This window comes from Paeniclostridium hominis (assembly GCF_014306135.1).
Classification (GTDB): Bacteria; Bacillota; Clostridia; order Peptostreptococcales; family Peptostreptococcaceae; genus Paraclostridium; species Paraclostridium hominis.
In genome coordinates this window covers 141,431-167,627 of sequence record NZ_JACRWD010000001.1, presented here as the reverse complement: position 1 = coordinate 167,627, position 26,197 = coordinate 141,431, and the positions used below count along the sequence as shown (strand labels likewise).

Below are 26,197 nucleotides of genomic sequence, written 5' to 3'. Positions count from 1 at the left end.
ACCCACCTTTTACTATTTATCAGTATAACCAAAGTTATTTATAAAGCTTTGCAGGTTTCTCCAGTTTTCTTTAACTTTAACCCATATTTGAAGGTTAATTTGAGAACCTAATAATAATTCTATTTCTTCTCTGGCTGACTTTCCTATACCTTTTAATTTTCTTCCATTCTTACCTATTATTATACCCTTATGTGAATCTCTTTCACAATATATAACTGCAGATATATCTATTATATCTTTATCAGGTCTTTTTTTCATTCTTTCTATTTCTACAGCAACACCATGAGGTATTTCATCATGAACATAGTGAAGTACTTTTTCTCTTATAAGTTCAGATATTAATACTCTTTCTGGTTGATCTGTAATCATATACTCAGGGAAGTATTGAGGTCCTTCTTCTAAGTATCCTTCTATTACTTTTAATAATCTATCTGTATTTTTTCCTTTTAATGCTGATATTGGAACTATATCATCAAACATATTTTCAGCATCATACATTTTTATTAAGTCAAATAATTCTTCTTCACTTAACATATCAATTTTATTTAATACTAATATCTTAGGAGTTTTTATGCCTCTTAAGCTTTCTATTATCATTCTGTCTCCTGGTCCAATTTTTTTAGACTCATCAACAACATATAAAACTACATCTACGTTTTTAAATGCATCTGTTGCTGACTTTACCATAAACTCACCTAATTTATTTTTAGGCTTATGTATACCTGGTGTGTCTAAAAATACTATTTGACATTCTTTATCTGTGTACACTGCTTGAATAGTATTTCTTGTAGTTTGAGGTTTATCACTCATTATTGCTATTTTTTCTCCTACTACACTATTCATAAGAGTAGATTTACCAACATTTGGTCTACCTACTATACTAACAAATCCTGATTTAAACATTTCAATTCCTCTTTTCAACTTGTCTTTTGTCTTTTTTAATTTATTTAAAGTCACTACCTGAGAAATAATGTGGAATTAATTCTGCGATAGTATGTTCTTGTATATCTCCTTTTGAGTATCCAGTTATTATTCTTATATTTGGTCCAAACTCTATTATAACTTGCCTACATATTGCACATGGATATGTAGGTTCATTTTTTTCTGAATTAATGCTTGCAATTGCTATAGCTTCTATATCTTTGTGTCCTTCAGATATAGCTTTAAATAGTGCAGTTCTTTCTGCACAGTTTGTTCCTGAAAAAGATGCACATTCTACATTACATCCTGTAAATACTTTTCCACTTTTAGTTAAAAGTGCGGCACCAACCTTAAAGTTTGAGTATGGTGAATAAGAGTTTTCTCTTGCTTTTTCTGCTATTTCTAATAATTCTTTATTGTTCATATATTTAACCTCCCAGTAAGGTATCTGTCCCTTAATATTTTCAAGTAGTATATTACATTATACCAAAATAGAAAAAAAGAACAAAGTAAATTTATATTTAGTTTCAAAAAAAGTGGGAATAAATCTCCCACTTTCTAATATTGAGCTATTTGTAAAACTAACATAGCTACTAAAACTCCAAGTAAAGCTCCAGCTACAGTTTCCCAAAAAGTATGTATTTTGCCTTCTATCCTGCTTTGTGCAACTAGTATTGCCATTAAGTATGCAAGAGTTGAAGCGACAACTCTTTCTGTCATAAATGTCACAAGTGTAGCTAGTGCAAAAGCAAGCGCTGAGTGACCACTTGGCATACCACCTTGCAATGGTGTTCCCGTAGATGTTAGTGATTTCACTACAACTACAGCTATTAAAACCAATACTATACATATTAAAGTAACGTGTATAGGTGATTTTCTAATTGTGAAAAATACTGTGTTTCCTAAACTTTCAAGTTTATCAACAAATAATAAATATCCTACTACACATGCATTTAAACTTGCTATTAAAACTCCCCCTGCAGCAACATCTTTTGCAATTTTTGCTAGCGGATGATAAGTATCAGTTATCATATCCACAGTTTTCTCTATAGCTGTATTAAACATTTCAGATATTACAACTAAGCTTATAGTAAAAAGTAAAAGAATCATTTCAAATCTGTTAAATTCACAAAATAAACTAGCAGTAAGAACTAATACAGCTACAAAGTAATGTATTTTCATGTTTCTTTCATGTTTAAAGGTATATAATATTCCCGCAATAGCAGCATTAAAAGCTTCTATTATGCCTTGCTTACCTTTTTTCTTCCCCATAAATTTACTCCCTCGTTATATTAAGCTTATTTAATACATCTTCTTCTCTTTTTCTCATATCCTTAGTATTTTCCTCTGTATCGTGGTCATATCCTAATAAATGGAACATACTATGACATACTAAAAAGCATACTTCTCTTTCAAAGCTATGATTATATTCCTCACTTTGTTCTAATGCTCTTTCTAAAGATATTACTATATCTCCTAAAGATTCTTCTTCTATTTCAACATCAAACTCATCTGTCAAAAGTGGAAAAGATAAAACATCTGTAGCTCTATCTACCCCTCTAAATTCTTTATTTAACTCATGTATTTCTTCATTGTCAACAAAAGATAAGCTAACCTCGTAGTTATCATCATACCCTTCATAATGTAGAGTTTCTACTATTATATCATGTATTTTTTCTAAAAGGTCTTCACTTACTTTTATTTTATCTTGTCTGTCGTCTAATATAATTTCCATAATGCATCTCCTATTTCTTTCTTTTGTTTCTTTCTTCTTTAGATATCTTTTTTTCTTCTTGTTTTTCATCATACTTTTCATAGGCTTTTATTATTCTTTGAACTAATTCATGTCTTACAACATCTTTTTCAGTAAACTTATTTATACCAACTCCATCTACATCTTTTAAAACATCCATAGCCTGTATAAGACCACTTCTTGTTTTACTTGGTAAATCTATTTGTGTTAAATCCCCTGTAACTACAGCTTTTGACCCAAAACCAAGTCTAGTTAAAAACATCTTCATTTGTTCTGGAGTTGTATTTTGTGCTTCATCTAGTATTATAAAAGCATTGTCTAAAGTTCTACCTCTCATAAATGCTAATGGAGCAACTTCTATTATACCTCTTTCTAGGTATTTAGCACACTTTTCATCTCCTAGCATATCAAATAATGCATCATATAAAGGTCTTAAATATGGGTCTACTTTATCTTTTAAATCTCCTGGTAAAAATCCTAAACTCTCTCCTGCTTCAACAGCTGGTCTTGTTAGTATTATCCTACTTATTTCATCTTTTTTAAATGCTCTAACTGCCATAGCTACAGCTAAATAAGTTTTACCAGTACCTGCAGGCCCTACACCAAGAGTTATATCATTGTTTCTAATAAGATTTATATAGTGTTTTTGACCGATTGTTTTTGGTTTTACTTCTCTTCCTTTTTTAGTTACTGCTATAGTGTCTTCTAGTTCTTCTATTTGCTCTTTATTGCCTTCCATTAATAGTGATATAGCATAATTAATACTTTGTTTATCTAGAGTTTTGCCTTTTTTAAAATTCTTATATAGTTCATTTATAAATTCTATAGTTTTGTCTACATTTTTAGATTGACCTATTAAGACTATATTACCTTCTCTTAAAAGTACATCTACATTTAAACTTCTTTCTATGATTTGTATATTTTCATCAAAGTTTCCAAATAATTCTCTTTCAAATTTATCATCAGTTATTTCAAAACTCTTTTGTACTATCAATTTATGTCCTCCTTAGTTATCCCTTGTTTCTAGTTCCTTTTTATTTTTATCTTTATTTTCATTGTCCTTATCTTTATTTATATCCTCAAATTCATTTCTTATGTCATTTATAGGTCTTTTTTGTGGATTTGAAGGTATTGCTTCATCTTCTTTTTGTTTTTTCTCATTTTCTTGTCTTATTAATTCCTCTGCTTCTGATTTACTTAAAGAATGTACTTTAGCTATATTTTCTAAAGTTTTAACAGTTAATATGTATTCAAGTTTACCATTTTTTACTTTATGTTGATGTTCTACATCTTTTATTCTAGTATCAACTGGCATGTTGTATTCTAAATCTTTAAGAGCTTTTTTTTCTAAATCTTTTTTAACTTTATTTTTGTCTCTTTTTACTTCTTTTATGTTAACTTCATAAAAAGTGCTAGCTTGTATTTTTAACGGGAAAGTATAATCTCCAATTTTTAATTCATAATCTTTATTTTCTATTTCATAGTTTTTATAATTTATATTTCGTCTTAATGTATATTTTTTATTGTAAAATCTAAGAGTATATATAGTTTTTTTGTTTCCAGTTTTTACTTTTACCTTATCTATGTAACTTGCACTTTGCTTAGATTCGTAAAAAGTAACAGCCCAAACTTCTGGGATAGACTTTGTATTAGCTCCAGAAACTAATACATCACCTTCTCTTACTATATCTCCAACATTAACTACCTGATTCCCACTTCTTGGTATTACTTTATCTATTATACCATTTTTCTTAGCAATTACATTACAATAATTGGTTTCTTTTTTCTCTTTTAGAGACTCATCTTTTTTAGTAACTGTAACAAATATATTAGTTCCTTTTACATTTATAGAAACGTATGCTATATCATCAAATTTTCCCATAACAATATCTCTTACTTGTTTTCTATCTATGCTTTTTTTGTAAACCCCAGGCTTAACGCCAGCTTTTTCTAATTCTTTTCTTACAAGCACCTTATCTATGCCTTCTGGTGCTTGTATATAAACATCCGTTACAAACATCGATGTACTCATTAAAATTAATAAGGAAATTATGGCACAAATCCACATTCCCTTATATTTATATATTCTTTTAGCTAAAAAAGGTAATCCCATTTTTTGCTTTACTTTAATATCATATTTACTATTTCTATATATTTTTTTAAAAGCTTTAATATCTTTTCTATCCAATTTAATTTCAATTTTAGTATTTGTTACACGTTTAACTTCATATATATTTATTTTGTTTCTTATAAGAATATTTAAAAACTTTTCAGTATTTATACCCTCTACAGTTATCACATAGTATCCCCTAATATAACTTATCAAAAGTAACTCCCCCTTATGTAGTGTATTCTACACTATATATAATCCCTTTTATTCCTATTTCTGTATCTGTAATGTACTTTAGATACATTTTATCTCCACTTATTTTTATAGTATTTATCTTAGTTTTTATTTTAATTAAGTTTATATCATACTCAAGAATAGACTTATAGTTTTCTATACTTATAAATGAATTGCTCAATATAGTTACACTTGGCTGATTTACCTGTAAATCAGTTGGAACCTCTATCATACTTATACCCCCTTAATATATTCTATGTATATTCATAATTTTAATTACTTGTATTAATAAGTAAACTATATATAATACTATGTACTAAATATAAATTTGGGGACTTTTTATTTAATAAAAAATAAAGCCAGATCGGCTTTTATTTTTTATCTATTTATTGACCATATAACATAATTTAAAAAGAAAGCATAAAATAACCAAGCTAAATACAATAGATTTAAATAAGCCGCTCTTTTGTCAACTTTAGTAAATTTAATTATCATTACCATAACCACAACTATCATAATTCCTATAACAACTAGTGATGTAAGTCTAAGCCCTAATCCAAAGAATAATATAGACCATATAAAATTTAATCCTAGTTGTAAATAGTAATAAAACATAGCATCTCTAACTTTAAGAGAGTTTAAATCTTTTTTAGAAACTAAATATGCTGATATTCCCATAAGTATATATAAAATAGTCCATATTATAGGAAATATGTATGGAGGAGGGAAAAATCCTGGCTTTATTAACTCTAAGTACTGAATATTTGAATCTGTTTTACTTATAATCTCTGCTATAAAATTACTTGAGAAACCTATTATAAGCGGTATTAAAACACTTACTATAAATTTTTTTATATCTTTTGCAGATACAATCAATGAATTCACCCTTTCCTTATCTATACTTAATTTATAAATATGTACAAATATTTAAAGTTATTACTATTTTTTTGGACAAAGCAAAAAGCCTAGAGCTTTTGCTCTAGGCTTTTTAATCTATTGTAAGTTAGATTTAACTAACTCATTTATCATTTTTCCGTCAGCTCTACCTTTTGTTTTAGGTTTTATAGCTGCCATGATTTTACCCATATCTTTCATAGAAGTAGCTCCTACTTCAGATATAGTTTCTTTAACTATCTCATTTAATTCTTCTTTGCTCAGCTGTTGAGGTAGGTATTCCATTAATACTTCAATCTCAGCTTCAGCTTCTTGAACTAAGTCATCTCTTGATGCTTTAGCAAATTCAGTCATAGCATCTCTACGTTGCTTTAACTGCTTTGTTATTACGTCTATAATAGCGTCATCATCAAGTTCTACTCTAGTATCAACTTCTTGCTGTTTGATTGCAGCTCTTATTAAAGTAACAACAGATTTTTTAACTGTATCTTTGTTTTTCATAGCAAGTTTTAAGTCTTCTTGCAACTTTGCTTTAAGGGACATATCCCTTCACCTCTTATCTACAAAAATTATTTCTTAGCGTTTTTTCTTCTTGCAGCTTCAGCTTTTTTCTTACGTCTTACGCTTGGCTTATCATAGTGTTCTCTTTTTCTTACTTCAGACATTATGCCAGACATAGCACATGAACGCTTAAATCTTCTTAAAGCGCTGTCTAATGTTTCGTTTTCTCTTACTCTTACTTCTGACATTCTTTTTCCCTCCCTCCGATAGCGCAAATTATGCTGGGACTGTAACTCGATTATATCTGCATAATATGCATTACAACCTCACACTTTGTTTATTATAAACTAATTTTTTTAATTTTTCAAGTATTTTTATGAATAATACAGTTAAAATTTTAATTTATAAAAACTTATTTACAAGCGTCGTACCAATCTAGTTTCTTTCCAGCTAATACATGGTAGTGAATATGCTTAACTTCTTGGCATCCATCACTTCCACAGTTATTTATTATTCTAAATCCAGTTTTATCATATCCCTTTTCTTTTACTAATTTATTAATAACCTTATGAATATGTGCAATTATTTCCATATCATTATCATCTATATCTAATATAGATTCGTAATGTTTTTTAGGTATAACTAAAACATGAAACGGTGCAACTGGATTTATATCATTAAAAGCTAAGACTTTATCATCTTCATAAACTTTATTTGATGGTATTTCTCCATTTATTATTTTGCAAAATATACAACTCATACTTACACCTCCCATCTGTTATATTATTTATTTCTACATATTATACTAAAATTCCTTCTACGTATTCATCTTTTACATCAGATATTTTAGTATTTAGTATTTTACCTTGTATATCTTCATCACTTTCAACTACTACTCTTATATAGTTAGGAGTTAATCCTTCGTATTTGTTATCTCCTATGTTTTGTTCAAATAAAACTTCAAATTCTTCACCTATAAACCTAGTTGCAAACTTATTGAAGTTTTTCTTATTTAAAGCTATTAATTTGTCACTTCTTAAATGCTTCATTTGTGGATCTATTTGATTTTCCATAGTAGCAGCTGGAGTTCCTTTTCTTGGTGAATACTTAAATATATGCATTTGTGAAAGTTCAACATCACTTAAAAACTTATAAGTTTGATTAAACTCATCATTAGTTTCTCCAGGGAATCCTACTATTACATCTGTAGTTATTGCTACATTAGGCATTTTTTCTCTTAATTTATGAACTATTTCCTTATATTCTTTAGTTGTATATCTTCTATTCATTCTCTTTAGTGTTTCATCACATCCACTTTGAAGTGATAAATGAAAATGTGGACATACTTTTGGCATTTTAGAAACTGTATCTATAAATTCATCAGTCATAAGAAGTGGTTCAACTGAACTTAATCTTATTCTTTTCACACCTTCTATTTCATTTATAGCTTTTATAACACTTAATAAATTAATTTCTGCATCAGTTACATCTTTTCCGTAAGATGCAACGTGTATACCTGTTAGAACTATTTCTGTATACCCATTATCAACTAATTTATTTGCTTCATTTACTACACTTTCTAAATCTCTACTTCTTACTTTACCACCTCTAGCATAAGGTATTATACAGTAAGAACAGAATCTATCGCATCCATCTTGTATTTTCATAAATGCTCTAGTTCTTCCATTAGTTTGATTTATTTCTATTTCTTCAAAAGCTCTAACTTTCATTATATCATCAACTGTACTAGCTTTTTTAGAAGCATCAAGTTTTTTAATTTCTTCAACTATTTGTCTTCTTTCGTTAGTACCCATAACTAAGTTTACTTCTTCTATTTCAAGTATTTCTTCTGGTGAAACTTGAGAATAACATCCAACAACTGCTATTATTGCTTCTGGATTTTTCTTTTTCATTCTTCTTATATATTGACGTGATTTTCTATCACTCATATGAGTTACTGTACAAGTGTTTATAACATAAACATCAGCAAACTCTTCGCTATCTACTTGAGTGTATCCATCTTTTTTAAACATCTCAAGCATAGCTTCTGTTTCATATTGATTTACTTTACATCCTAAAGTATAAAAAGCTACCTTTTTCACTTTACTCGCCTCCTCCTAAGTCGCTTAATTCGTATAATACTATAGATGAAGCTACAAGTGATGCTGTTTCAGTTCTTAATATTCTTGGTCCAAGAGAAACTGATTGTCCACCTATTTCTTCTATAGCATTAATTTCAGTATCTTCAAATCCACCTTCTGGTCCTACGAAAATACCTATATTATTTATGTCTTTTCCTTTTATGGCTTGTTTTATCGTTTTTGTTTTTTCATTTTCATATGGAGCTATGTTAAAGTCATTTTCTTTCATATCAGCTAAAGCTTCTTTAAAGCTTAAAACCCCTCTTAATTTAGGAATTTTTCCACGCTTACTTTGCTTAGCTGCTTCATAGATTATTCTTTCCCATCTTTCGATTTTCTTATCTTCTTTTTTGTCATCTACTTTAACAACAGTTCTTTTAGTTTGAACTAATATTATTTCATCAACTCCAACTTCAGTTAACTTTTGAAGTATCATTTCCATTTTAGGCCCTTTTGGAAGACCTTGATATACTTTTATTTTTAAATCTGATTCTCTTTTTATATCAACACGTTTTAATATATTAAGATTAACTTGAGATTTATCTATATTAGTTATTTCACATATATATTCATTGTTGTCATTATCACATATTTCTAATTCTTCACCAACTCTACATCTTAAAACCTTAGAAATATGTTTTACATCTTCACCTTCTATGATACATGTGTTGTTTTCAAGGTTTACATTTTTCTTTTCTACAAAAAATCTATCCATGAATTCCACCTACTTTGCTATTTTAGATACTATAGCATTCCACTCACCTAAAGATTCTACATGTACTATTTCAAGTCCATTTTCAGTTAAAGCTTGTTTAACTTCATCTACCTTAGCGTGTATTATTCCTGAAGATATAAATACTGCATCATCTTTCATGAATTGTTTTATATCTTTAGCTAATATTTTTATTATATCTGCTATAATGTTTGCTACTACTATATCAGCTTTATCAGTTACAACTTCCATTAAGTTTCCGTGAAGTGCAGTTACACTACCTTCTACTTTATTTAACTCTATGTTTTCTTTAGATACTTTTACAGCTACTTCATCTAAGTCAACTGCTAATACATCTTTAGCTCCAAGTTTTGCTGCTGCTATTGCAAGTATCCCACTTCCGCATCCTATATCAAATACCTTTGATTCTGGCTTAACGTATTTTTCTAACTCTCTTATACACATGCTTGTAGTTTCATGAGTTCCTGTTCCAAAAGCCATTCCTGGGTCTAGTTCTATTATTAAGTCAGATTCAGCTTTTTCATATTCTTCCCAAGTTGGTTTTACTACTATTTTTTCACCTATTTTAGTTGGCTTGTAATAATTTTTCCACTCATTAGCCCAATCTTCTTCATCTACTTGAGAAAGTTCTACTATAGCTTCTCCTACATCTATTCCGAATTCTTTAAGACCGTCTATCTTTTCTTTTATTAATTTAATATCATCCGTAACGTCTCTTTCTTCTGTTATATAAGTTTTTATTATAACTCCATCGTATCCGCTGTTAAATATTTCTTCTTCAACGAAATCCCAATCATATTCATTTTTCTTTTGGAATTTGAAATCTTTAGGATCTTCTATAGAAACTCCTCCTACATTTTGCTCATATAATATATTAGTTATAGCTTCAACTGCTTCAGTTGTTGTTTTTATTGTAATTTCTGCCCATTTCATTTATGTACACGCTCCTTTTAAAATTCCAGTTTTTCGTAAACTTTATTATATCATATTTATTATTGTCTTTTAAAATAATCTTTTATACTTTAATACATATATTTAGATTATCAAACTAATTCAATTTTGTATACAATGTCCAAATTTAATAATAATTAAATAAAAGATAGAGTTAAATAATAATTTACTTAACTCTATCTTTTTATACGTATAAATTAAGTTCATATATTATTTAAAATTATTGAACTTGTAGTTGCTGTCATTATAGCTATATTCATAGCCTTATTTATATCATCAATTGTTTTACTTATTAAAATACTATTTTTATCTTTATTAGATATATAATTTTGAATCACTAAAAATCCTGCTATAATGTTTCTATAATTTTCATCTAATGCAAAGCTTCCATATCCCCTATATATTTTTAATTTATCTGATATATTTTTTATTTTTTCTATTGTACTTTTCATATCTTTTATTTCTAAAAATGCCATAACTCCAATCAATGGATATCCAAATTTATGAAATTTGCAATTATTTTTTTCTAATTCCTTTTTTACATATATGCATTTTTCCCAAACTTCTTTTTTTCTAGTTAATGAAATTACCTGAGATAAATTTTTTAGTGTATTATTTTTATAAAAACCATTCTTACATAAATAAACATATGCCTCTTCCATATCAATTAATTCTTCATCTATATTTTGTGAATTAATAGCTACTATACAAGCGTTGATATAATCATCTATAGATGTTGAAAACGGATGGTTATTCCTCATAAATTCATATACATATTTTGTTTTTTCTATACATTCATCAATATCTATTTTATTTTTATTTTCAAAAATCATATTTGAGATTAGTGCTAAAGAATCTCCTGAATAGAATTTATTTTGTCTTAGTTTTTTGTGTATTTTAAGAATTTCTTCTAAGCTTTCTTTGAATTGTGATTGAAATGATATTATTATTGCTGTATTTATAGAGATATCTCCTCTAAAATCTGAAAATATTGAAGTGCTTTCTCTTATAATGTCTGTACATTCATTTACTTCTTTAAAATTTATATATTTATCTTTTAGTGTATATTTAAGTGCACGTTCATGTAGTGTTAATTTAATACAGGGTTCAGTCTTTACATTTTTTAATGATTCATAATTCTTTATTAGAAGGCTAACTTTACGCTCCATATCATTCCCCCTAAAAGCTTTTAATATATTATTCAATTAAAGAAAATTTATTTGTATAAATTAATTAACTTTTTATTATATCTTCCCATTATTATTTCATCTACATACTCTCCATTTTTTATCGCTGAGTATTTTTTAACTCCTTCTTTTTCAAAGCCTAGCGATTCATATAATTTAATAGCTTTTTCATTGTCTTTATATACACCTAATTCTAATCTTACTAACATAAGCCAGTTGTCTGCTAAATCTATTAGTTCCTCCATTAATTTTTTTCCTATACCTTTTCCCTGATAATTTGTATGTATGCTTATTGCCATACTTGCACTGTGTCTTATTCTTGGCGATGTATTTACATTTAAAGATGCTACTCCTACTACTTTTTTATCATTATTTTCTATTACTTCTGCTACCATCATATGATTATTGATATCTAAATTCTCAGTTATTTTTTTAGTTTTTTCTATTCTTTCAGAACTTATTGCTAAAGTATTTTCTTTTACACCTTTCATTTTTCTTATTTCATTTATAGCATGTGAATCTTCTATTTTTACTGCCCTTATTGTTACCTCCATAACTACCTCCTTTTTATATTCGTTTTATTATAATTTTAGTTTATATTTTATTTACTTTCTTTAAATTGTAAAAAAAATATATATAATTCTTTTTATATTTATTTTTTAATAAAAAATGGAGTATCAAAATGATACTCCATATCTGTATAATTAATTTATATTATTTTTTATCTTTAACCATATCTTTTAATATTGGCGTACGCTTTTCTATATTGAAATATAGATTTTTAATTTTTTTTCTTAAGAATTTATTGTATAAAATACTTGTTATAATAGCTATTATATATGATATTACAACATGCTCTGGATAATGATGTCCTACATATACTCTAGAAAATCCTATTAATAGTGATAGACATATTGATACAACTCCAAGTATCTTACTATATACGTTTAACCCTAATGCAATACTCATACTAGCTAATGAGTGATCACTTGGAAAAGATGAGTTTGGTTTATGAGGGTATAATAAATTAGCTGAACTATTGTTTACAAAAGGTCTTGGTGCAAACCATATACCAGCTAATATAGCCGATAAAACCATATTTAAAATTGTAAATATTACTGTATTTACAGCTACTTCTCTTGCATTTTTATTTTTCTTTATAACTCCAACAATATATAATATAACTACCATTAATGCTAATATTAAAGGCACTTTTCTTGAAGTAAAAATCATTATACTATCTAATGTTGAATTTTTTCCTGCTAATCCGTTTATTGAATTAAATACTTTCTCCCAAAAATTCATTATTTAAGCCTCCTATTTTATTGTGCATAATCATTTTTTAATATTATATATTTTGTGATATTTTGTCAATCTTTGTCTTGTAGATATTATAGAATCAATTATAATTTCTAATTTTATTTAAATGTAATTTCATATTTATATTATAGTAAAAAAGATATATCATTAAATTTGAAATACAAAAGGGAGTCCCAAAATAGTACTCCCTTTTGTATAGATTTTATATTATTGTATAATTTAGTATAAAAGTTTCACAACTACCAGTTCTTGTATTTATTTTTACTTCTTTTGCCCTACATTCCTTTGAATTTTTATATTTACAATTTTTGATTGGGATTACCATTTAAAATATATATGCTTATTTATATTTTAAATTTTAAATATTTTTACTAGAACTTTAAATTACTTAATTATCTTCTATAAATATTTGGATTTGACAATTATAAGATTCTATATTGAAAAAATCATTAAATAACTCAATTTCAATAATGTTTTTGATTTTTAAATTATTTTCTTTTACGTAATTAATTATTTTTTTCCTACGTTCATTTTCATTTTCTTTACTGTAAGATAAGGTTAAGTAATTTCCTCTTGGTAGTATTTTTATATTATTTTCATCTTCTATATTTATACTTCCTTCAAATCCGCTAAAAACATATCTTGGTTTTATAGTGTTGTCTGAATTGAGTTCATATATTATACCTCTATCCATAGACATATTTAAATTTTTATCTTCAAATATTTTTTCTAAATCTGAGTAGTAAAGTAACTCTTTTAAACTTCCTACTTCTTTACAAGGAGCTGTAATTATATATCGATTTTCAAAAAACTTAATATTTATATCATCATTATTTAATATATATTTAGAGTTTTCTACACTCATATTTAAAGAATCAATATTTTTAATCACTTCTTTCATTTTATTTATGTTTTCTTGTGCTTCACATTTTTTTATTTGTAAAAATTCTAGTAATTTGTCAGTATCACATTGTTTAAAAATTTCTTGTAGCTCTTTTATACTAGTTCCTAAAGCTCTACATCCTTTTATAATATCTATATAAATAAATTGATCTATAGAGTAATATCTATAACCCGTTTCATTATCTATGTATTTTGGAATAAGAATACCCATTTTATGATAATATCTTAAAGCTTTTATTGTAATATCTTTTATTTTTGCAACTTCCCCAATAGAAAATAAATCCTTCATTTCACTCCTCCTTTTTATTGACTCTCCCCTTAGGGTACATCTTATTATCATTATAAAGTATTTAAATTTAATACTAAATCTAAATTTAATTATATAAAAGGAGTATTTAATATGGGTAAAGTAATTTATAGAAATTTAGTAGAAACAGATTATGAAACTATGAAAGAATTTATAGGTGAAGCATTTGGTTTTAATGAATTTGTCAAAGATAAGAAACTTTTAGATATATTACTTGCAGGGTATCTTAAAGAATGTCTTTTAGAAAGTTCATTTAGTAAAGTTGCTCAAAAAGATAATCAAGTCGTTGGATTTATTTTAGGTAGTGCAAAAAAAGATAAAAATCGTTTTGAAAATTGTAACAATATTTTAAGTATTGACCCTAATGAGGTTGATTCAATTATAAATGATGATAAAAACAAAGACCTTTTCAAGGAATTTTCAAAAATTACAGATACGTATAAAGAACTTATAAGAAAACGAGAAAATGATTTTCAAGGTTGTATACAATTGTTTATTGTATCAAAAAAATATAGAGGTTTAGGTATTGGTAAGTCTTTAGTTAATCATTTATTTAATTATATGAGAAAAATGGATGTAAAATCTTTGTATCTATATACAGACACTAGATGTAACTACAAGTTTTATGATATTCAAAACTTTAATCGTATAGGTGAAAAAGAAATTTATTTTAAATCACTTAAAACATCTTTAAATGTATTCTTATACAATTATAATTTTTAATATATTTAATTATTAAAGGTAATAGCTTTATAAGCTATTACCTTTGTTATAAAATGTGAATATTTCATTATTTATTATTTTTTTCTAAACACTTTGTTGGGTCAATATATATTTGATCCCATTTTCCATCTTTATTCTTTTTATAATCTGCAATTTTAATATCAACACCATTAGTTAATTGATAAAAAAGTACATAATACTCGTTCATATTTTTATCTTTAAAATAAACTTTCTTTTCATATCCATTTTCTTTTACATAAACTTTATTATCTATTAAAGAACACCAATTTCCATATTCAATTTCAACAAATGATTTAGCATCATATGACCATCCATGATAAGGAGCGCATAAATAATTTTCTGGAGTGAAATTCATATTTACAATTTTATAAACTTCACCTTGCTTTTGTAAATAAATATATCCAAAATAATAAGCAAAAACTCCTTTTGACTCATTTGTACCTTCTATTGTTTCAATTTCAACAAAATATTTTATAATGTCGGGATTTTCCTTATCTGAACCTACCTTATTTAATTTAATTAAATTAATATGAAGTGTATTTTCAAAAGACTTTAAATAATTTTCATAAGACACCTTATTTTTATAAGAATCGGATAAAAACTTATATGCAATTGGATAAGGTGCTCTTGTATCTCCTAAACTTCCACATCCAGTTTCAGAACCTTCTACAGGATTAGCTGCCTCTCTTAAAACACTAAAGTAATTGATTATAGTATCTTCAGGATTTTTTAAAAATTTATTAGGTATTTTAATTTTAGATGTATCTGTTCCATACATATTATAAAAGATTTCATCTATTTTATTATTTAATATAGGAGCTTTAGATGGTCTAAAAAATCGTTCTTGATTTTTATATTGCTCAGTGTCATTTCTTTTTTTATCTTCTTTTAAATTTAATAATTTTATATATTGTCCTCCAAGTATTAACTGCTTTTCTTCACATTTACTTACTGTAGTACTTAACATAAAAAATAAAATAAAAACTGTTATAATACTTCTTCTGAGCATAATTCTTGTCAAAATTTTAACCATAAATATATAATATTAGTAATTTTGACAGCCTCCTTTCATATCTTCAATTTTATTATGAAGTTTTTTATATTATTTAATTTTTTTACATTAACTATACTCAAAAACTTTATTAATTATAAAAAGCCTAAATTTTGAAATAATTGTTACTTTTTTTTAATCGTAAATAAGTACAAAGCAAGTTAAAATGGAAATATATGTAATAATTATAGCCGGAGGATTTATTTAAATGACTTTTGATATGAGTTTTCTTTTAAGCACTTGTTTCCCATTCTGGTTAATTTATAGATGCTTAATATTGTTTAAAAGAAAAAAAGACAAAATTAAAATCAACTTATTTAGTGAAATTTTAGTCAATTTGTTTGTATTGTATTTATTTTTTATTTTAGGAATACGTATTTTTCCTATACATATAGGTTATCGTTTACCTTGGCCAGAGCAATTAAGTTTTGCTGAACAGTGCAATTTAAATATTTTACCTTTTGTAGACTTTTTTAATTATAATATTTATAAAATATCTTCTATTAAAATTTTATTAGGTAATTTTTTGTTACTAATTCCTCTAATAATATATTTATGTGCCATGGAAGTTTGTATAAGAAATCTAAAATCTTGTACAATAATTTCTTTTTTAGTATCAATTTCGATAGAATTAACACAATTAATAACTAATATTTTAAATATATCTGACTATAGAATTGTTGATGTAAATGATTTGATATTAAATACATTAGGTGGAGCTTTAGGCTTTTATATATTCGAGGAAATATATAAAGGTAAACTTAAAGAATATATAGATTCTTTATCTGAAGATTTTGTTGAAAGTGATATCGACACAGTTTCATAAAAAACATTTTGTATTTTTTAGTTTAGATAATAAGGGGTACTAAAATGGTACCCCCTTAATATATACAATTAAATCTATAATTTAGTTGCTGTAACTATACTTTTATTTTCAATTAACATACTTATAATTTCATTTATACTAATCAATTTTGACTTTCTTAAAGTATATAAACATTCATCATCTCCTATAACTTCTATACTTTCAATTTTTATTTCACAATTTTCAATTGATTCCTTAACTTCTTTTATAGCTTCAATCCTAGATTTATATTTTATTTTTATTTTAATAATATTAGCTTTACTCATAAATTTATCTTCAAATTTCTTTAGAAAAACAAGAACTATTACTATACTAACTCCACTTAATATACTTATATTATAAAACCCCATTCCTATAGCAATCCCAACACAAGCTACAGCCCATATAGATGCTGCTGTTGTTAATCCCTTTATAGCTCCTTTTGTTTTTATTATAGTTCCAGCTCCTAAAAACCCTATACCTGATACTACTTGTCCTATAAATCTTCCATCATTTAATTTTATTATTCCTGAAAGTGCTGGTGCTTTAGCAATTTGATTTAAAGCAAGATTTGCTAATTCTACTTGAATAAGCGCTGCTACAGTAGCTCCCAGACACACTAGTGTATGAGTTCTAAATCCCGCTGATACATTTTCACGTTCTCTATTGTAACCTATAGTTCCTCCTATACATATAGCTAATAAGATTCTTATAATTATGTCTTTTATATCCATGAAACTACTCCAATCTATATATTTTAATAGATTATATACCCCCTACTATAAAGTTATAACCCATGTAGTTTTTATAATTTTAATTTTAAAAATTTATATATTAAAAATATTTATGAAATTTTTTAATATCACATTCAAATCTATAAATGAATACTATATTAATTAGGATACATTCATTTATATTTGGAGGATAACAATATGAAAAAGATGATTAAAAATATTTTATCGAATATAATGCCTCATAATAATTTTTCTAATGTAAAAATAAAGTCAATCAAATCAAGACAATTCCCTTATGAAATTGAAATTATTGCCACAAATTTATATGTACCTTGGGCTATAGATATAAGTGATGATGGAAATATATATTTTACAGAACGCTCTGGTTCAGTTAGAGTTATTAAAGATGGCAAACTTAATCCAAAACCACTAATTAAGTTTACTTCTCCATTTATAACTCAAGGCGAAGGTGGATTAATGGGTATTGCCCTAGATCCAAATTTTTCACAAAATAATTATATATACGTTATGTATTCATATAGAGAAAATAATAAAATATATAATCAAGTTGTTAGATTAATTGAAGAAAATAATAGTGCATATATTGATAAAGTTCTTATCGATAAAATTCTTGGTGGACGAATTCATAATGGCGGAAGGATAAAAATAGGACCAGACAAAAAACTTTATATAACAACAGGGGATGCAGGGAATCCTGAATTAGCACAAGATATTAAAAGTAAAGCAGGAAAAATACTTAGAATAGAACTAGATGGAAGTATTCCTAATGATAATCCATTTGCTAATTCACCTGTTTATAGCTTAGGACATAGAAATCCTCAAGGATTAGCTTGGAATTTAGAAAATGTATTATACTCATCTGAACATGGTCAATCTGCTCATGATGAAATAAATATAATATATCCAGGTAAAAATTATGGCTGGCCTATAGTTCAAGGAGATGAAAATTTTTCAGAAATTACAGTACAAAAGCCTTTGATACACAGTGGTGAAAATACATGGGCTCCTTCTGGGATTGCTTTTGTAAATCAAGGTCCATGGGAAGGAAAGTTATTAGTTACTAATTTACGTGGGCAACAAATACTTGCTCTAACGTTAAATGAAGAAGGAACATTAGTAAAAAATTTAGAATTATTATTTAAAAATGAATATGGTCGTTTACGTGAAGTCATTCAAGGAAAAGATGGATTAATTTACATTGCAACAAGTAATAGAGATGGTAGAGGTAATCCAGATGAAACTGATGATAAAATTTTACGTCTTACTTTAAAGTAAATATATATTTTAATTATTCATAAATTATTGATATTGCAAACACTAGATTTATAGAATATATACATTTTTTTCAATATAACTTCCTCTTGATACCCTATAATTTTACGAATCAATCCATTGTTCTTTTATTTTTATACTAACTCATCCAAATAAACATATAATTTTTTACAAAATCAAAAAATACTATAAGCACTCCTGTATCAGCTAGTATAATCGCTTTTCCTGTATTTATCAAATAAAAAATATATTTAAAAAGGACTATGAAAATTATAATCATAGTCCCATATAAACTTTATATCTTGAATCTATACTAAAGGTGCATCAATTTGAGTAGTAAAAAGGAATGCATGGAAGTGACCATCAGCAATAGTAGTATTTCCAGATACTAAATGGACATGTTTATTAGTACCTGGTATATTAATTGCTGGTCCTGTTGTAGTGCATATTTTATGAAAATGATCAAGGAAATCTGTATTATCATTTTTTATTTTATGAACATGGTTAGTTCCACCATATATTGGTATAGCTTCTCCTGTAACTCCTGCAGCACGGTGGTTATGTCTATCATTGCCTTCTTCTGCTAGTTTTACACTTTCTGAATATTCATGAACATGTCTCATTTCATCTTCATAACAGTTATACCAATTATCCCATTTATCCCATTTATTGCAATCCCAATAATCATCTGAACAACAGTGTTTACAATTTTTTTTGCATTTATAATCTTGACAGCTCATTTTAACATCTCTCCATTATATATATTAAAAAGTTCTTATAAAGAACCTCTTTATATAATATGAATAAATATCAAAAAAGTTCATATTTTGTAGTATTTTGTACTAATTTAATTAATTTTTATTACTTCTTTCTCTTAATGCTAGTTTCATCAGTGAATTTACAAAAGCCAATTTCTTTAAAATCAAATATAGAAGCTTTTTTAGAAACTTTAATTCTTTTTTATCCAATACTTTTTTAAATAGTTTTAAATATGTACCTATATATAACTTTATCTAGATACTTAAATATAAAAATAAAAAAGAACTTAATCACAATATAATTAATGTTAATTTTCTTAATATTTTCAAATTATTATTAAATTGGTTTATACAGCTATTTAACGGGTAAAATAAAAAAATACTTAGAAAATCTATAAAAATAGCTAAAGAAAGGAGATTATCAAAATTATTTTGATATTAAATTATAATGTTTAGCATCTTAGGATTAATTTTATCGTTAATACTTATAATGCATCTTGCTTACAAAGGATACTCAACAATAATAACAGCGCCAATAATTGCAATGATAACAATAATCCTTACTACTGGATTTGACGCTCATTTAATGGCAAATTATACAGAAGTTTACATGTCAGGCTTTGCAAACTTTATAAAAAACTACTTCCCACTTTTTATGACTGGAGCAGTTTTTGCAAAATTAATGGAGGAAGTTGGTTATGCAAAGTCAATAGCACATTTTATAACTAAAAAACTAGGAAAAGATAAATCAGTATTAGCAGTAGTTCTATCTGGAGCAATTCTTACTTATGGAGGGGTTTCTTTATTTGTAGTAGCATTTATTCTTTATCCAATTGCATCTATGTTATTTAAAGAAGCAGATATTCCAAAAAGACTTATACCTGGAACTATTGCACTTGGAGCTTTTACTTTTACTATGACTGCACTACCTGGTTCACCAGAAATTCAAAATGTTATACCAATGAAATACTTTGGAACAGATACTTTTGCAGCTCCAGTTATAGGAATATTTGCAAGTATTATGATGTTATCACTTGGTATGATTTGGCTTACAAAACGTGTAAAATCTGCTAAAGCTAATAATGAAGGTTATGGAAATCATAGTGATAATATAGCTGAAGAAAACTACGAAAATCTGCCAAGTATTTTTAAAGCAATGCTTCCTATAATGATAATTTTTATAATCAACTTATTCTTCTCAAAAGTTTATTATGAAAATATCGATGGAAGCTATTTAAGTAAGTTTAACACTACATTAAGTAATGTTTCAGGTACTTGGAGTGTAATAATAGCTATAGTTTTATCTGATATATTTATTTTATTAACTAATTTTAAAAAAATAAAAAATATAAAATCAGTACTAGATATAGGTGTTACTAATTCCTTTAAACCATTATTAAACTCTAGTGCTATAGTTGGCTATGGAAGTGTGATAAAGTCTTTAGCAATATTTAGTGTTATACAATCATTTATTTTTGGTATTTCATCAAATCCAATAATATCTGAAGCTTTATCAGTAAATTTAATTTGCGGTCTTACGGCTTCAGCTTCTGGAGGTCTTGAAATATCGCTTAATGCCTTAGCTCCAACTTATTTGCAAATAAGTCATGCTTTAAATATTCCACCAGAAATTCTTCATAGAATTGCTTCACTTTCTTCAGGTGGATTAGACACTCTACCTCATAATGGAGCAGTAATTACTACTCTTGCTATTTGTGGATTAACTCATAAAGAAGCTTATACAGATATGTTTGTAACTTCTGTTGTTATTCCAATATTTGTAACCACTATAGTTGTTATACTAACATCTATTCGATTTGGAGTTTAATATAAATTTGTAAATAAATATAATTTAATAAGTAATATAAAAATAAGGAAAGGTCATTTTATTGACCTTTCCTTATTTTCTTTAATTATCTGATTTTATTTGTGTCCATGCATCGTCATATATTCTTTTAACATCACTAGAAAAATCAGTGTAGATTTCACATCTATCCATTATCTCTTTAGGCATATATGCATTAGGATTATTTCTAACATTTTCTGGTTGCTCTAATCTAGCTTCTTTATTTGGAGTTGTATATCCTATTTCATCTGCTATTCTTAACGCACTTTCTTTATCACTTACAAAGTTTATAAACTTTTCAGCACCTTCAACATTTTTGGCATTATGTGGTATACATAAGCTATCAATCCAGAAGTTTGCACCTTCCTTAGGCACTACATAAACTAAGTTAGGATTTTCATCTTGAAGATTTAATCCTTCTCCAGACCAAATCATATTTATATCAGATTCACCTGATGGAATCATTGTAGTTCCATTATCAACTCCATATATTGGATTTACTAATTTTCTTTGACTTATTAATAAATCTTTAGCTTCTTCAATTTCTTTTGGATTTTTTGTATTTAAAGAGTATCCAAGTTTCTTTAAGGCTGCTCCCATTGTATCTCTATAAGTATCAAACATAAAGATTTTATCTTTATATTTTTCATTCCATAGTATATCCCAACTATCTACTTTTTCTTTTACTACATCTTTATTATAAATAAGTCCTACTGTTCCAAACATATAAGGAACTGAATATTTGTTGTTTGGATCTATTTTTAAATTTAAGTAATCTTCATCCATTTGAGATATATTAGGTATATTGTCTTTGTTTAGTTTTTGAACAAGATTATTTTTAATCATTCTTGGCATTAAAGCATCAGATACTAAAATAACATCATATTGACCTGCACCTTTGCTAATTTTTTGATACATTGTTTCCATGTCATCAAAAGTTTCAATATTAACTTTTATACCGTATTTTTTCTCAAATTCTTTCACAGTTTCTTTGTCTATGTTTTCTCCATAGTTAAGAAAGCTTATTTGCTCTGAAGAGTTTTTGCTACACCCTACAAAAAATACGCTTATTATTACAGCACAAATTGATAAACTCAATAATTTAAATATTTTTTTCATACTACAATCCTTTCTATTATTTTAGGGTTATTCTAATACCCAAAATTATTAATAATTAATCTACTTTTCTTATGATTTTAAATATATTATGACTAATATATTTTACTACGCAAAATAGTCTAAATAAAGTATTGATTACTTTATTTAGCTTTATTATATGTATCTTATAATTATCGAAATATAAATTAATCACATTTAACCAGTAATATATTTTTTTAAAAATTACTAATATAAAAACCGTATCATACTCCTATGATACGGCTTTTTGTTATTATTTAAATTAAATTTTTTTATAAATTGTTGTGTTAATGTATTTAACATTACATAGCTCTAACAGGAAATATCGCATCTAAAATTCCAATAACTATAGCTGCCAATATTGCTCCTATAATAGTTACTCCCATATTAGGAACTAAAAATTGTGCTAAGTATATTATTATAGCCGCAATTACAAAACCTTTTATTCCTTTTCCAAAAGGAGATGCATCAACTCCCATAAATAATTCTACTAAATAATCTAGTACAGATATTACAACAGCAGCTATTAAAAATGACCACATTCCATTGATTGAAAATCCTGGAGTTACAAATGATGTTACCATAAGAATAATTGCAACTAATATAAATCTTCCTAGCCATCTTAATAAACTACCATTACCTTCTTTGTTTTTATTATTATCATATCCCATAAAAGACACTCCTTTAATAAAATTTTATAATTACTTTTTAATTCTTAAATATCAAATTTTTTCAAATAAATCCTTAATAGTAATTAAATAATTAGATTTTCATAATAAATATATATTTATTATTTTTATTTTACAGTTATATTTTGACCACTATATTAAATAATATTCCATATAAAATTAGTAAAACTTAGCATTAATATTTTTATTGTATAGTTTTTAAAATATAATAAATAATATTTTATAATTAATCTCTCTATAAAATTTAACTACTATAGAAAATGTTTATCTTAGAATTTTTTAATTTTTTATATCGTGAATTAATTCTAGTTTTCTTTTTACACTCTAAAAAAGAGAGTACCAAAACGGTACTCTCATCTATAAATCTATATCATTTAAAATCTTTTTAAGCTCTCTTACCTCATCAATACTTAAAGTAATTCCCTTACCCATCTTTTGATGATCTTCATCCCAATCTCTTATATCAAACTTAGCCGGTCTATCATTCCAACTAACTAAATTTAACTCTTTACTCCATCCATTACTTGAATTTGAAATAATTCCAAAATTCTCTTCTATCTCAAATTTTATACCTGCCATTATTATTCACCTCTTTTTTATTTTCCTGTATATAATTCAAATCTATAAACTTGATTTGTTACATTATCTTCTCTACCTTCTTCAACCTTTTCCTTAAACATAGAAAGTGGTCTAACATACATATCATAAGGAGGATACAACATCTGATAAGAAACCAACTCCTCATCAGTTTCTGAATGTTTCACTATACTATGTACATAATATAAATTCCCCTTAAAATGTCTATACGGTCTTTGTACCTGTATTTCATGACTCATAAGCACACCTTCTTTCTTACTTTTCTCAATATATATCTTATACCCAATTTAATCATATATATCTGATATATTATACAACATTTTTAACATTAATTTTAAACTTAATACCTAACTTTTTCTAAACTTATTTAATATTTTAAAATTTATATATCTCCTATACTTATATTAACAAGTTAAATGAAGGTGATTTAAATGGCAGTTACAGAAACTAAAAATCCATCTACTTTAAAAATCAAATTCGATTGTGGTCTTGATGATAACGTCAAGACTATAGTTAAAAAATAGCTATAACTGAAGCTACGGACTACAATTTAGCTATATAATATCAAATTTGATATTTAAATATAAAAAAGAGACTATTTAAAATAGTCTCTTTTTGCATAATTGAAATTTTTAAATATACACTTATATACATGGTCGCTTGATTTGTAATTATTAAATTTAAATTGTAATTTTAGGTATATAACCTTAATTTAATTGTAAGTTGTGATTTGTAATTTGTATTTTAATTTTAAAATTCTTTAATTTTAATCAATCAAACTAAATTTCAATTATTAATATATATATTACTAGCATTTAAGCTAAAGTAATAACTGTCTCATTATTAGCTTTGTTTATTGCTAACTCTAAAGCTAATATTTCATTATTTATACTTTCTAAAAGCAACTTCATATCTTTTTTATCAAAGTTTGATTCAACCACTTTGTAATATACTGAAGTTGCAGCTGCATCAACTCTTCTTTGCTTAGATGCTTTAGATTGTTCAATAATCATATCAATTATATCTACTTGTTCTCTTAATCTTTTAAGTCTATTTAAACCACCTTGTATAGTTAAATCTTCTTTTTCTATATCTATTATAGTAATATTATTTAATTTAGCTATTTCAGTTCTTAAAGTTTCTATTGTATTTCCAATTTCTAAAGTTTCTTTAAATTCTTTTTCAAAGTCAAATTCATCATTACATTGATATTTTTGACCGTCTGATTCTAATATGTATGAAACAGTTGAATTTTGAACATCTGATATTTGATTAAGTTTTGCTCTATATATTTTTTCTAATTCTGCTACTTTTATTATAGCTTGACTTAGTGTTAGTGTTTCCATACTTATCACCATCCCTTGTTGCTATATTATATTTTTTCTAAATTTATTTCAAGTTTTTTTATAATTTGTATCAAACCTGTAATCAAATTCATATTTTTAAGTATTAAAATTTAAAACTTTACTTTTTTCTTTAAATACAAAATAGCCACTTTTAAAATTAAAAAAGTAGCTATTTTATTTAATTTAAAGATATAAATTTTTCTTAACCTATATTTTTTACTTGAAAAATTAAAAATATACTAATTTAAATTACATCTCTTTATATGTTTCTAAAAGTCTTATATAATGATTAGCTTCTCTTAATACATGATCTGCAAGAAGTGGAAGTATTATAGATCTTATTTTACAACTTGCAATCCCTTCTGTTCCTGCTTTTTTGAAATTCTTAAGTTGAATAGTTTTATTTAAAGTTTCATCTGTGATACTATTTATTGTCGTAGTTGTCATAGTTTTTGCCTCTTCTATTAAATCTTCAAAATCATCTGCAAATTCATCTGCAGTTTCAATTAATTTTTCTTCATAAGGATCAAGTAATCCCCTTATAAATAAGGAATGTTCCATCATAATTTGATTCCAGAATAACTCTGTTTCTCTAGTATTAGAGGAATCTATATCAACTCTATTTTCAAGATCTTCTACTAGTGAAAGATACAATTTTGCTTCACGAAGTATATGTTCAATAAGTGATGGATAGTTAACTGTAAATAAACTACAAGATAATACACCATCTAATAATCTTTGTTTAAAATTAATAATTCCATTAAGAAGTTTTTTTGCATTATAGTTAAGTTGATCTACATAGTTTACTAATTCAGAATTAACTCTTGGATTTTTTCCACTACGTAATCTCGATTGTAGTGTAGTTATATTTTGATTTATTTCTATGCCTGTTAAGTTTTGTGTTTTTTGTTCTGTACCTAATGTATAATCAGTAATAATTTCTCCAGATTCTAAAACATTTGATCTAATTACTCCATTACTAGCACTTACTGCATATGATAATAATTTTTCAAATTCTCTTTTATAATGATCAGCTTCATTAGCAAGTTTTGAATCTTTAGGTGTAAATCCAGCTTCTAAAAATATAGAGTGTTCTTTCATTATTCTAGAAAAAAATAAATGTAATTCAAGTGATAAAATCACATATCTTTGATCGTTTATCATATTCCCTCCTAAAAAAGCATTTTTACGTATACTATGCAT

Annotated in this window: 31 protein-coding genes; 4 read left to right on the top strand and 27 right to left on the bottom strand. The window is 26.0% G+C overall.

Annotated elements, in window-relative coordinates; translation table 11 throughout:
- Positions 1-12: 12 nt before the first annotated feature.
- The 18 genes from era to H8891_RS00725 form a co-directional block, all read right to left on the bottom strand.
- Positions 13-903, bottom strand: coding sequence for a GTPase Era (gene era / locus H8891_RS00815; RefSeq protein WP_147546384.1), 891 nt, complete (start codon positions 901-903; stop codon positions 13-15).
- Positions 904-943: 40 nt separating this feature from the next.
- Positions 944-1,345, bottom strand: coding sequence for a cytidine deaminase (gene cdd / locus H8891_RS00810; RefSeq protein ID WP_147546381.1), 402 nt, complete (start codon positions 1,343-1,345; stop codon positions 944-946).
- A gap of 134 nt (positions 1,346-1,479) precedes the next feature.
- A complete protein-coding gene (locus H8891_RS00805) occupies positions 1,480-2,193 on the bottom strand; it encodes a diacylglycerol kinase (RefSeq protein WP_147546379.1) in 714 nt (237 codons plus the stop codon).
- 4 nt (positions 2,194-2,197) lie between these two features.
- Positions 2,198-2,656, bottom strand: a complete 459-nt coding sequence (gene ybeY, locus H8891_RS00800) for an rRNA maturation RNase YbeY (RefSeq protein WP_147546377.1) — start codon at positions 2,654-2,656, stop codon at positions 2,198-2,200.
- 10 nt (positions 2,657-2,666) lie between these two features.
- The gene (locus tag H8891_RS00795; RefSeq protein ID WP_147546375.1) at positions 2,667-3,668 is read right to left on the bottom strand and encodes a PhoH family protein; all 1,002 of its coding nucleotides are present in this window, start codon (positions 3,666-3,668) and stop codon (positions 2,667-2,669) included.
- Between the two features lie 12 nt (positions 3,669-3,680).
- Complete coding sequence (yqfD, locus tag H8891_RS00790; RefSeq protein WP_187004802.1) at positions 3,681-5,000, bottom strand: sporulation protein YqfD; 1,320 nt, start codon at positions 4,998-5,000, stop codon at positions 3,681-3,683.
- Between the two features lie 13 nt (positions 5,001-5,013).
- The gene (locus tag H8891_RS00785) at positions 5,014-5,250 is read right to left on the bottom strand and encodes a YabP/YqfC family sporulation protein (RefSeq protein ID WP_147546372.1); all 237 of its coding nucleotides are present in this window, start codon (positions 5,248-5,250) and stop codon (positions 5,014-5,016) included.
- Positions 5,251-5,396: 146 nt separating this feature from the next.
- On the bottom strand, positions 5,397-5,903 hold the full coding sequence (locus H8891_RS00780) for a TspO/MBR family protein (RefSeq protein ID WP_334298990.1): 507 nt from the start codon (positions 5,901-5,903) through the stop codon (positions 5,397-5,399).
- 108 nt (positions 5,904-6,011) lie between these two features.
- On the bottom strand, positions 6,012-6,455 hold the full coding sequence (locus H8891_RS00775) for a GatB/YqeY domain-containing protein (RefSeq protein WP_187004800.1): 444 nt from the start codon (positions 6,453-6,455) through the stop codon (positions 6,012-6,014).
- Positions 6,456-6,481: 26 nt separating this feature from the next.
- Positions 6,482-6,661: a 30S ribosomal protein S21 gene (gene rpsU / locus H8891_RS00770; RefSeq protein WP_021125460.1), complete on the bottom strand. Its 180-nt coding sequence runs from the start codon at positions 6,659-6,661 to the stop codon at positions 6,482-6,484.
- A gap of 164 nt (positions 6,662-6,825) precedes the next feature.
- Positions 6,826-7,173: a histidine triad nucleotide-binding protein gene (locus tag H8891_RS00765; protein WP_187004799.1), complete on the bottom strand. Its 348-nt coding sequence runs from the start codon at positions 7,171-7,173 to the stop codon at positions 6,826-6,828.
- A gap of 40 nt (positions 7,174-7,213) precedes the next feature.
- The gene (mtaB, locus tag H8891_RS00760) at positions 7,214-8,515 is read right to left on the bottom strand and encodes a tRNA (N(6)-L-threonylcarbamoyladenosine(37)-C(2))-methylthiotransferase MtaB (protein WP_187004798.1); all 1,302 of its coding nucleotides are present in this window, start codon (positions 8,513-8,515) and stop codon (positions 7,214-7,216) included.
- 1 nt (position 8,516) lies between these two features.
- Positions 8,517-9,269 carry a 16S rRNA (uracil(1498)-N(3))-methyltransferase gene (locus H8891_RS00755; RefSeq protein ID WP_147546367.1) on the bottom strand — a complete coding sequence of 251 codons (753 nt, stop codon included), beginning with the start codon at positions 9,267-9,269 and terminating at the stop codon, positions 8,517-8,519.
- 9 nt (positions 9,270-9,278) lie between these two features.
- Complete coding sequence (prmA, locus tag H8891_RS00750) at positions 9,279-10,220, bottom strand: 50S ribosomal protein L11 methyltransferase (protein ID WP_147546366.1); 942 nt, start codon at positions 10,218-10,220, stop codon at positions 9,279-9,281.
- A gap of 221 nt (positions 10,221-10,441) precedes the next feature.
- The gene (locus H8891_RS00745; protein WP_187004797.1) at positions 10,442-11,407 is read right to left on the bottom strand and encodes a DUF4003 family protein; all 966 of its coding nucleotides are present in this window, start codon (positions 11,405-11,407) and stop codon (positions 10,442-10,444) included.
- Between the two features lie 47 nt (positions 11,408-11,454).
- Positions 11,455-11,979 carry a GNAT family N-acetyltransferase gene (locus tag H8891_RS00740; RefSeq protein ID WP_187004796.1) on the bottom strand — a complete coding sequence of 175 codons (525 nt, stop codon included), beginning with the start codon at positions 11,977-11,979 and terminating at the stop codon, positions 11,455-11,457.
- 160 nt (positions 11,980-12,139) lie between these two features.
- Complete coding sequence (locus tag H8891_RS00735) at positions 12,140-12,730, bottom strand: phosphatase PAP2 family protein (protein WP_187004795.1); 591 nt, start codon at positions 12,728-12,730, stop codon at positions 12,140-12,142.
- A gap of 403 nt (positions 12,731-13,133) precedes the next feature.
- Positions 13,134-13,937 (bottom strand): MerR family transcriptional regulator, encoded by an 804-nt coding sequence (locus H8891_RS00725; protein WP_187004793.1) that lies wholly within the window; start codon positions 13,935-13,937, stop codon positions 13,134-13,136.
- A gap of 111 nt (positions 13,938-14,048) precedes the next feature.
- On the opposite strand from H8891_RS00725, the gene H8891_RS00720 reads away from it, so the two are divergent.
- The gene (locus H8891_RS00720; protein ID WP_187004792.1) at positions 14,049-14,678 is read left to right on the top strand and encodes a GNAT family N-acetyltransferase; all 630 of its coding nucleotides are present in this window, start codon (positions 14,049-14,051) and stop codon (positions 14,676-14,678) included.
- A 67-nt stretch (positions 14,679-14,745) separates the two neighbouring features.
- Here H8891_RS00720 and H8891_RS00715 read toward each other — a convergent pair whose 3' ends face one another.
- Positions 14,746-15,666 (bottom strand): hypothetical protein, encoded by a 921-nt coding sequence (locus tag H8891_RS00715; RefSeq protein ID WP_187004791.1) that lies wholly within the window; start codon positions 15,664-15,666, stop codon positions 14,746-14,748.
- Positions 15,667-15,958: 292 nt separating this feature from the next.
- On the opposite strand from H8891_RS00715, the gene H8891_RS00710 reads away from it, so the two are divergent.
- Complete coding sequence (locus tag H8891_RS00710) at positions 15,959-16,576, top strand: VanZ family protein (protein ID WP_187004790.1); 618 nt, start codon at positions 15,959-15,961, stop codon at positions 16,574-16,576.
- A gap of 74 nt (positions 16,577-16,650) precedes the next feature.
- On the opposite strand, the gene H8891_RS00705 is transcribed toward H8891_RS00710, so the two are convergent.
- Positions 16,651-17,328 carry an MgtC/SapB family protein gene (locus H8891_RS00705; protein ID WP_187004789.1) on the bottom strand — a complete coding sequence of 226 codons (678 nt, stop codon included), beginning with the start codon at positions 17,326-17,328 and terminating at the stop codon, positions 16,651-16,653.
- Positions 17,329-17,526: 198 nt separating this feature from the next.
- On the opposite strand from H8891_RS00705, the gene H8891_RS00700 reads away from it, so the two are divergent.
- Complete coding sequence (locus tag H8891_RS00700) at positions 17,527-18,624, top strand: PQQ-dependent sugar dehydrogenase (RefSeq protein WP_187004788.1); 1,098 nt, start codon at positions 17,527-17,529, stop codon at positions 18,622-18,624.
- 305 nt (positions 18,625-18,929) lie between these two features.
- Here H8891_RS00700 and H8891_RS00695 read toward each other — a convergent pair whose 3' ends face one another.
- Entirely contained in the window at positions 18,930-19,361 is a 432-nt protein-coding gene (locus tag H8891_RS00695; RefSeq protein WP_187004787.1) for a YmaF family protein, read from the bottom strand.
- Positions 19,362-19,827: 466 nt separating this feature from the next.
- Here H8891_RS00695 and H8891_RS00690 point away from each other — a divergent pair, with 466 nt between their 5' ends.
- A complete protein-coding gene (locus tag H8891_RS00690) occupies positions 19,828-21,207 on the top strand; it encodes a GntP family permease (RefSeq protein ID WP_187004786.1) in 1,380 nt (459 codons plus the stop codon).
- Positions 21,208-21,288: 81 nt separating this feature from the next.
- On the opposite strand, the gene H8891_RS00685 is transcribed toward H8891_RS00690, so the two are convergent.
- The 6 genes from H8891_RS00685 to H8891_RS00660 form a co-directional block, all read right to left on the bottom strand.
- The gene (locus H8891_RS00685; RefSeq protein ID WP_187004785.1) at positions 21,289-22,344 is read right to left on the bottom strand and encodes an ABC transporter substrate-binding protein; all 1,056 of its coding nucleotides are present in this window, start codon (positions 22,342-22,344) and stop codon (positions 21,289-21,291) included.
- Positions 22,345-22,664: 320 nt separating this feature from the next.
- Positions 22,665-23,033, bottom strand: a complete 369-nt coding sequence (locus H8891_RS00680; protein ID WP_147546340.1) for a phage holin family protein — start codon at positions 23,031-23,033, stop codon at positions 22,665-22,667.
- A gap of 375 nt (positions 23,034-23,408) precedes the next feature.
- On the bottom strand, positions 23,409-23,630 hold the full coding sequence (locus H8891_RS00675) for a YdbC family protein (RefSeq protein WP_187004784.1): 222 nt from the start codon (positions 23,628-23,630) through the stop codon (positions 23,409-23,411).
- 17 nt (positions 23,631-23,647) lie between these two features.
- The gene (locus tag H8891_RS00670; RefSeq protein ID WP_207723511.1) at positions 23,648-23,887 is read right to left on the bottom strand and encodes a DUF1653 domain-containing protein; all 240 of its coding nucleotides are present in this window, start codon (positions 23,885-23,887) and stop codon (positions 23,648-23,650) included.
- A gap of 576 nt (positions 23,888-24,463) precedes the next feature.
- Entirely contained in the window at positions 24,464-24,994 is a 531-nt protein-coding gene (locus H8891_RS00665; RefSeq protein ID WP_187004783.1) for a hypothetical protein, read from the bottom strand.
- A gap of 249 nt (positions 24,995-25,243) precedes the next feature.
- Positions 25,244-26,158: a DUF2935 domain-containing protein gene (locus H8891_RS00660; RefSeq protein WP_187004782.1), complete on the bottom strand. Its 915-nt coding sequence runs from the start codon at positions 26,156-26,158 to the stop codon at positions 25,244-25,246.
- Positions 26,159-26,197 lie beyond the last annotated feature (39 nt).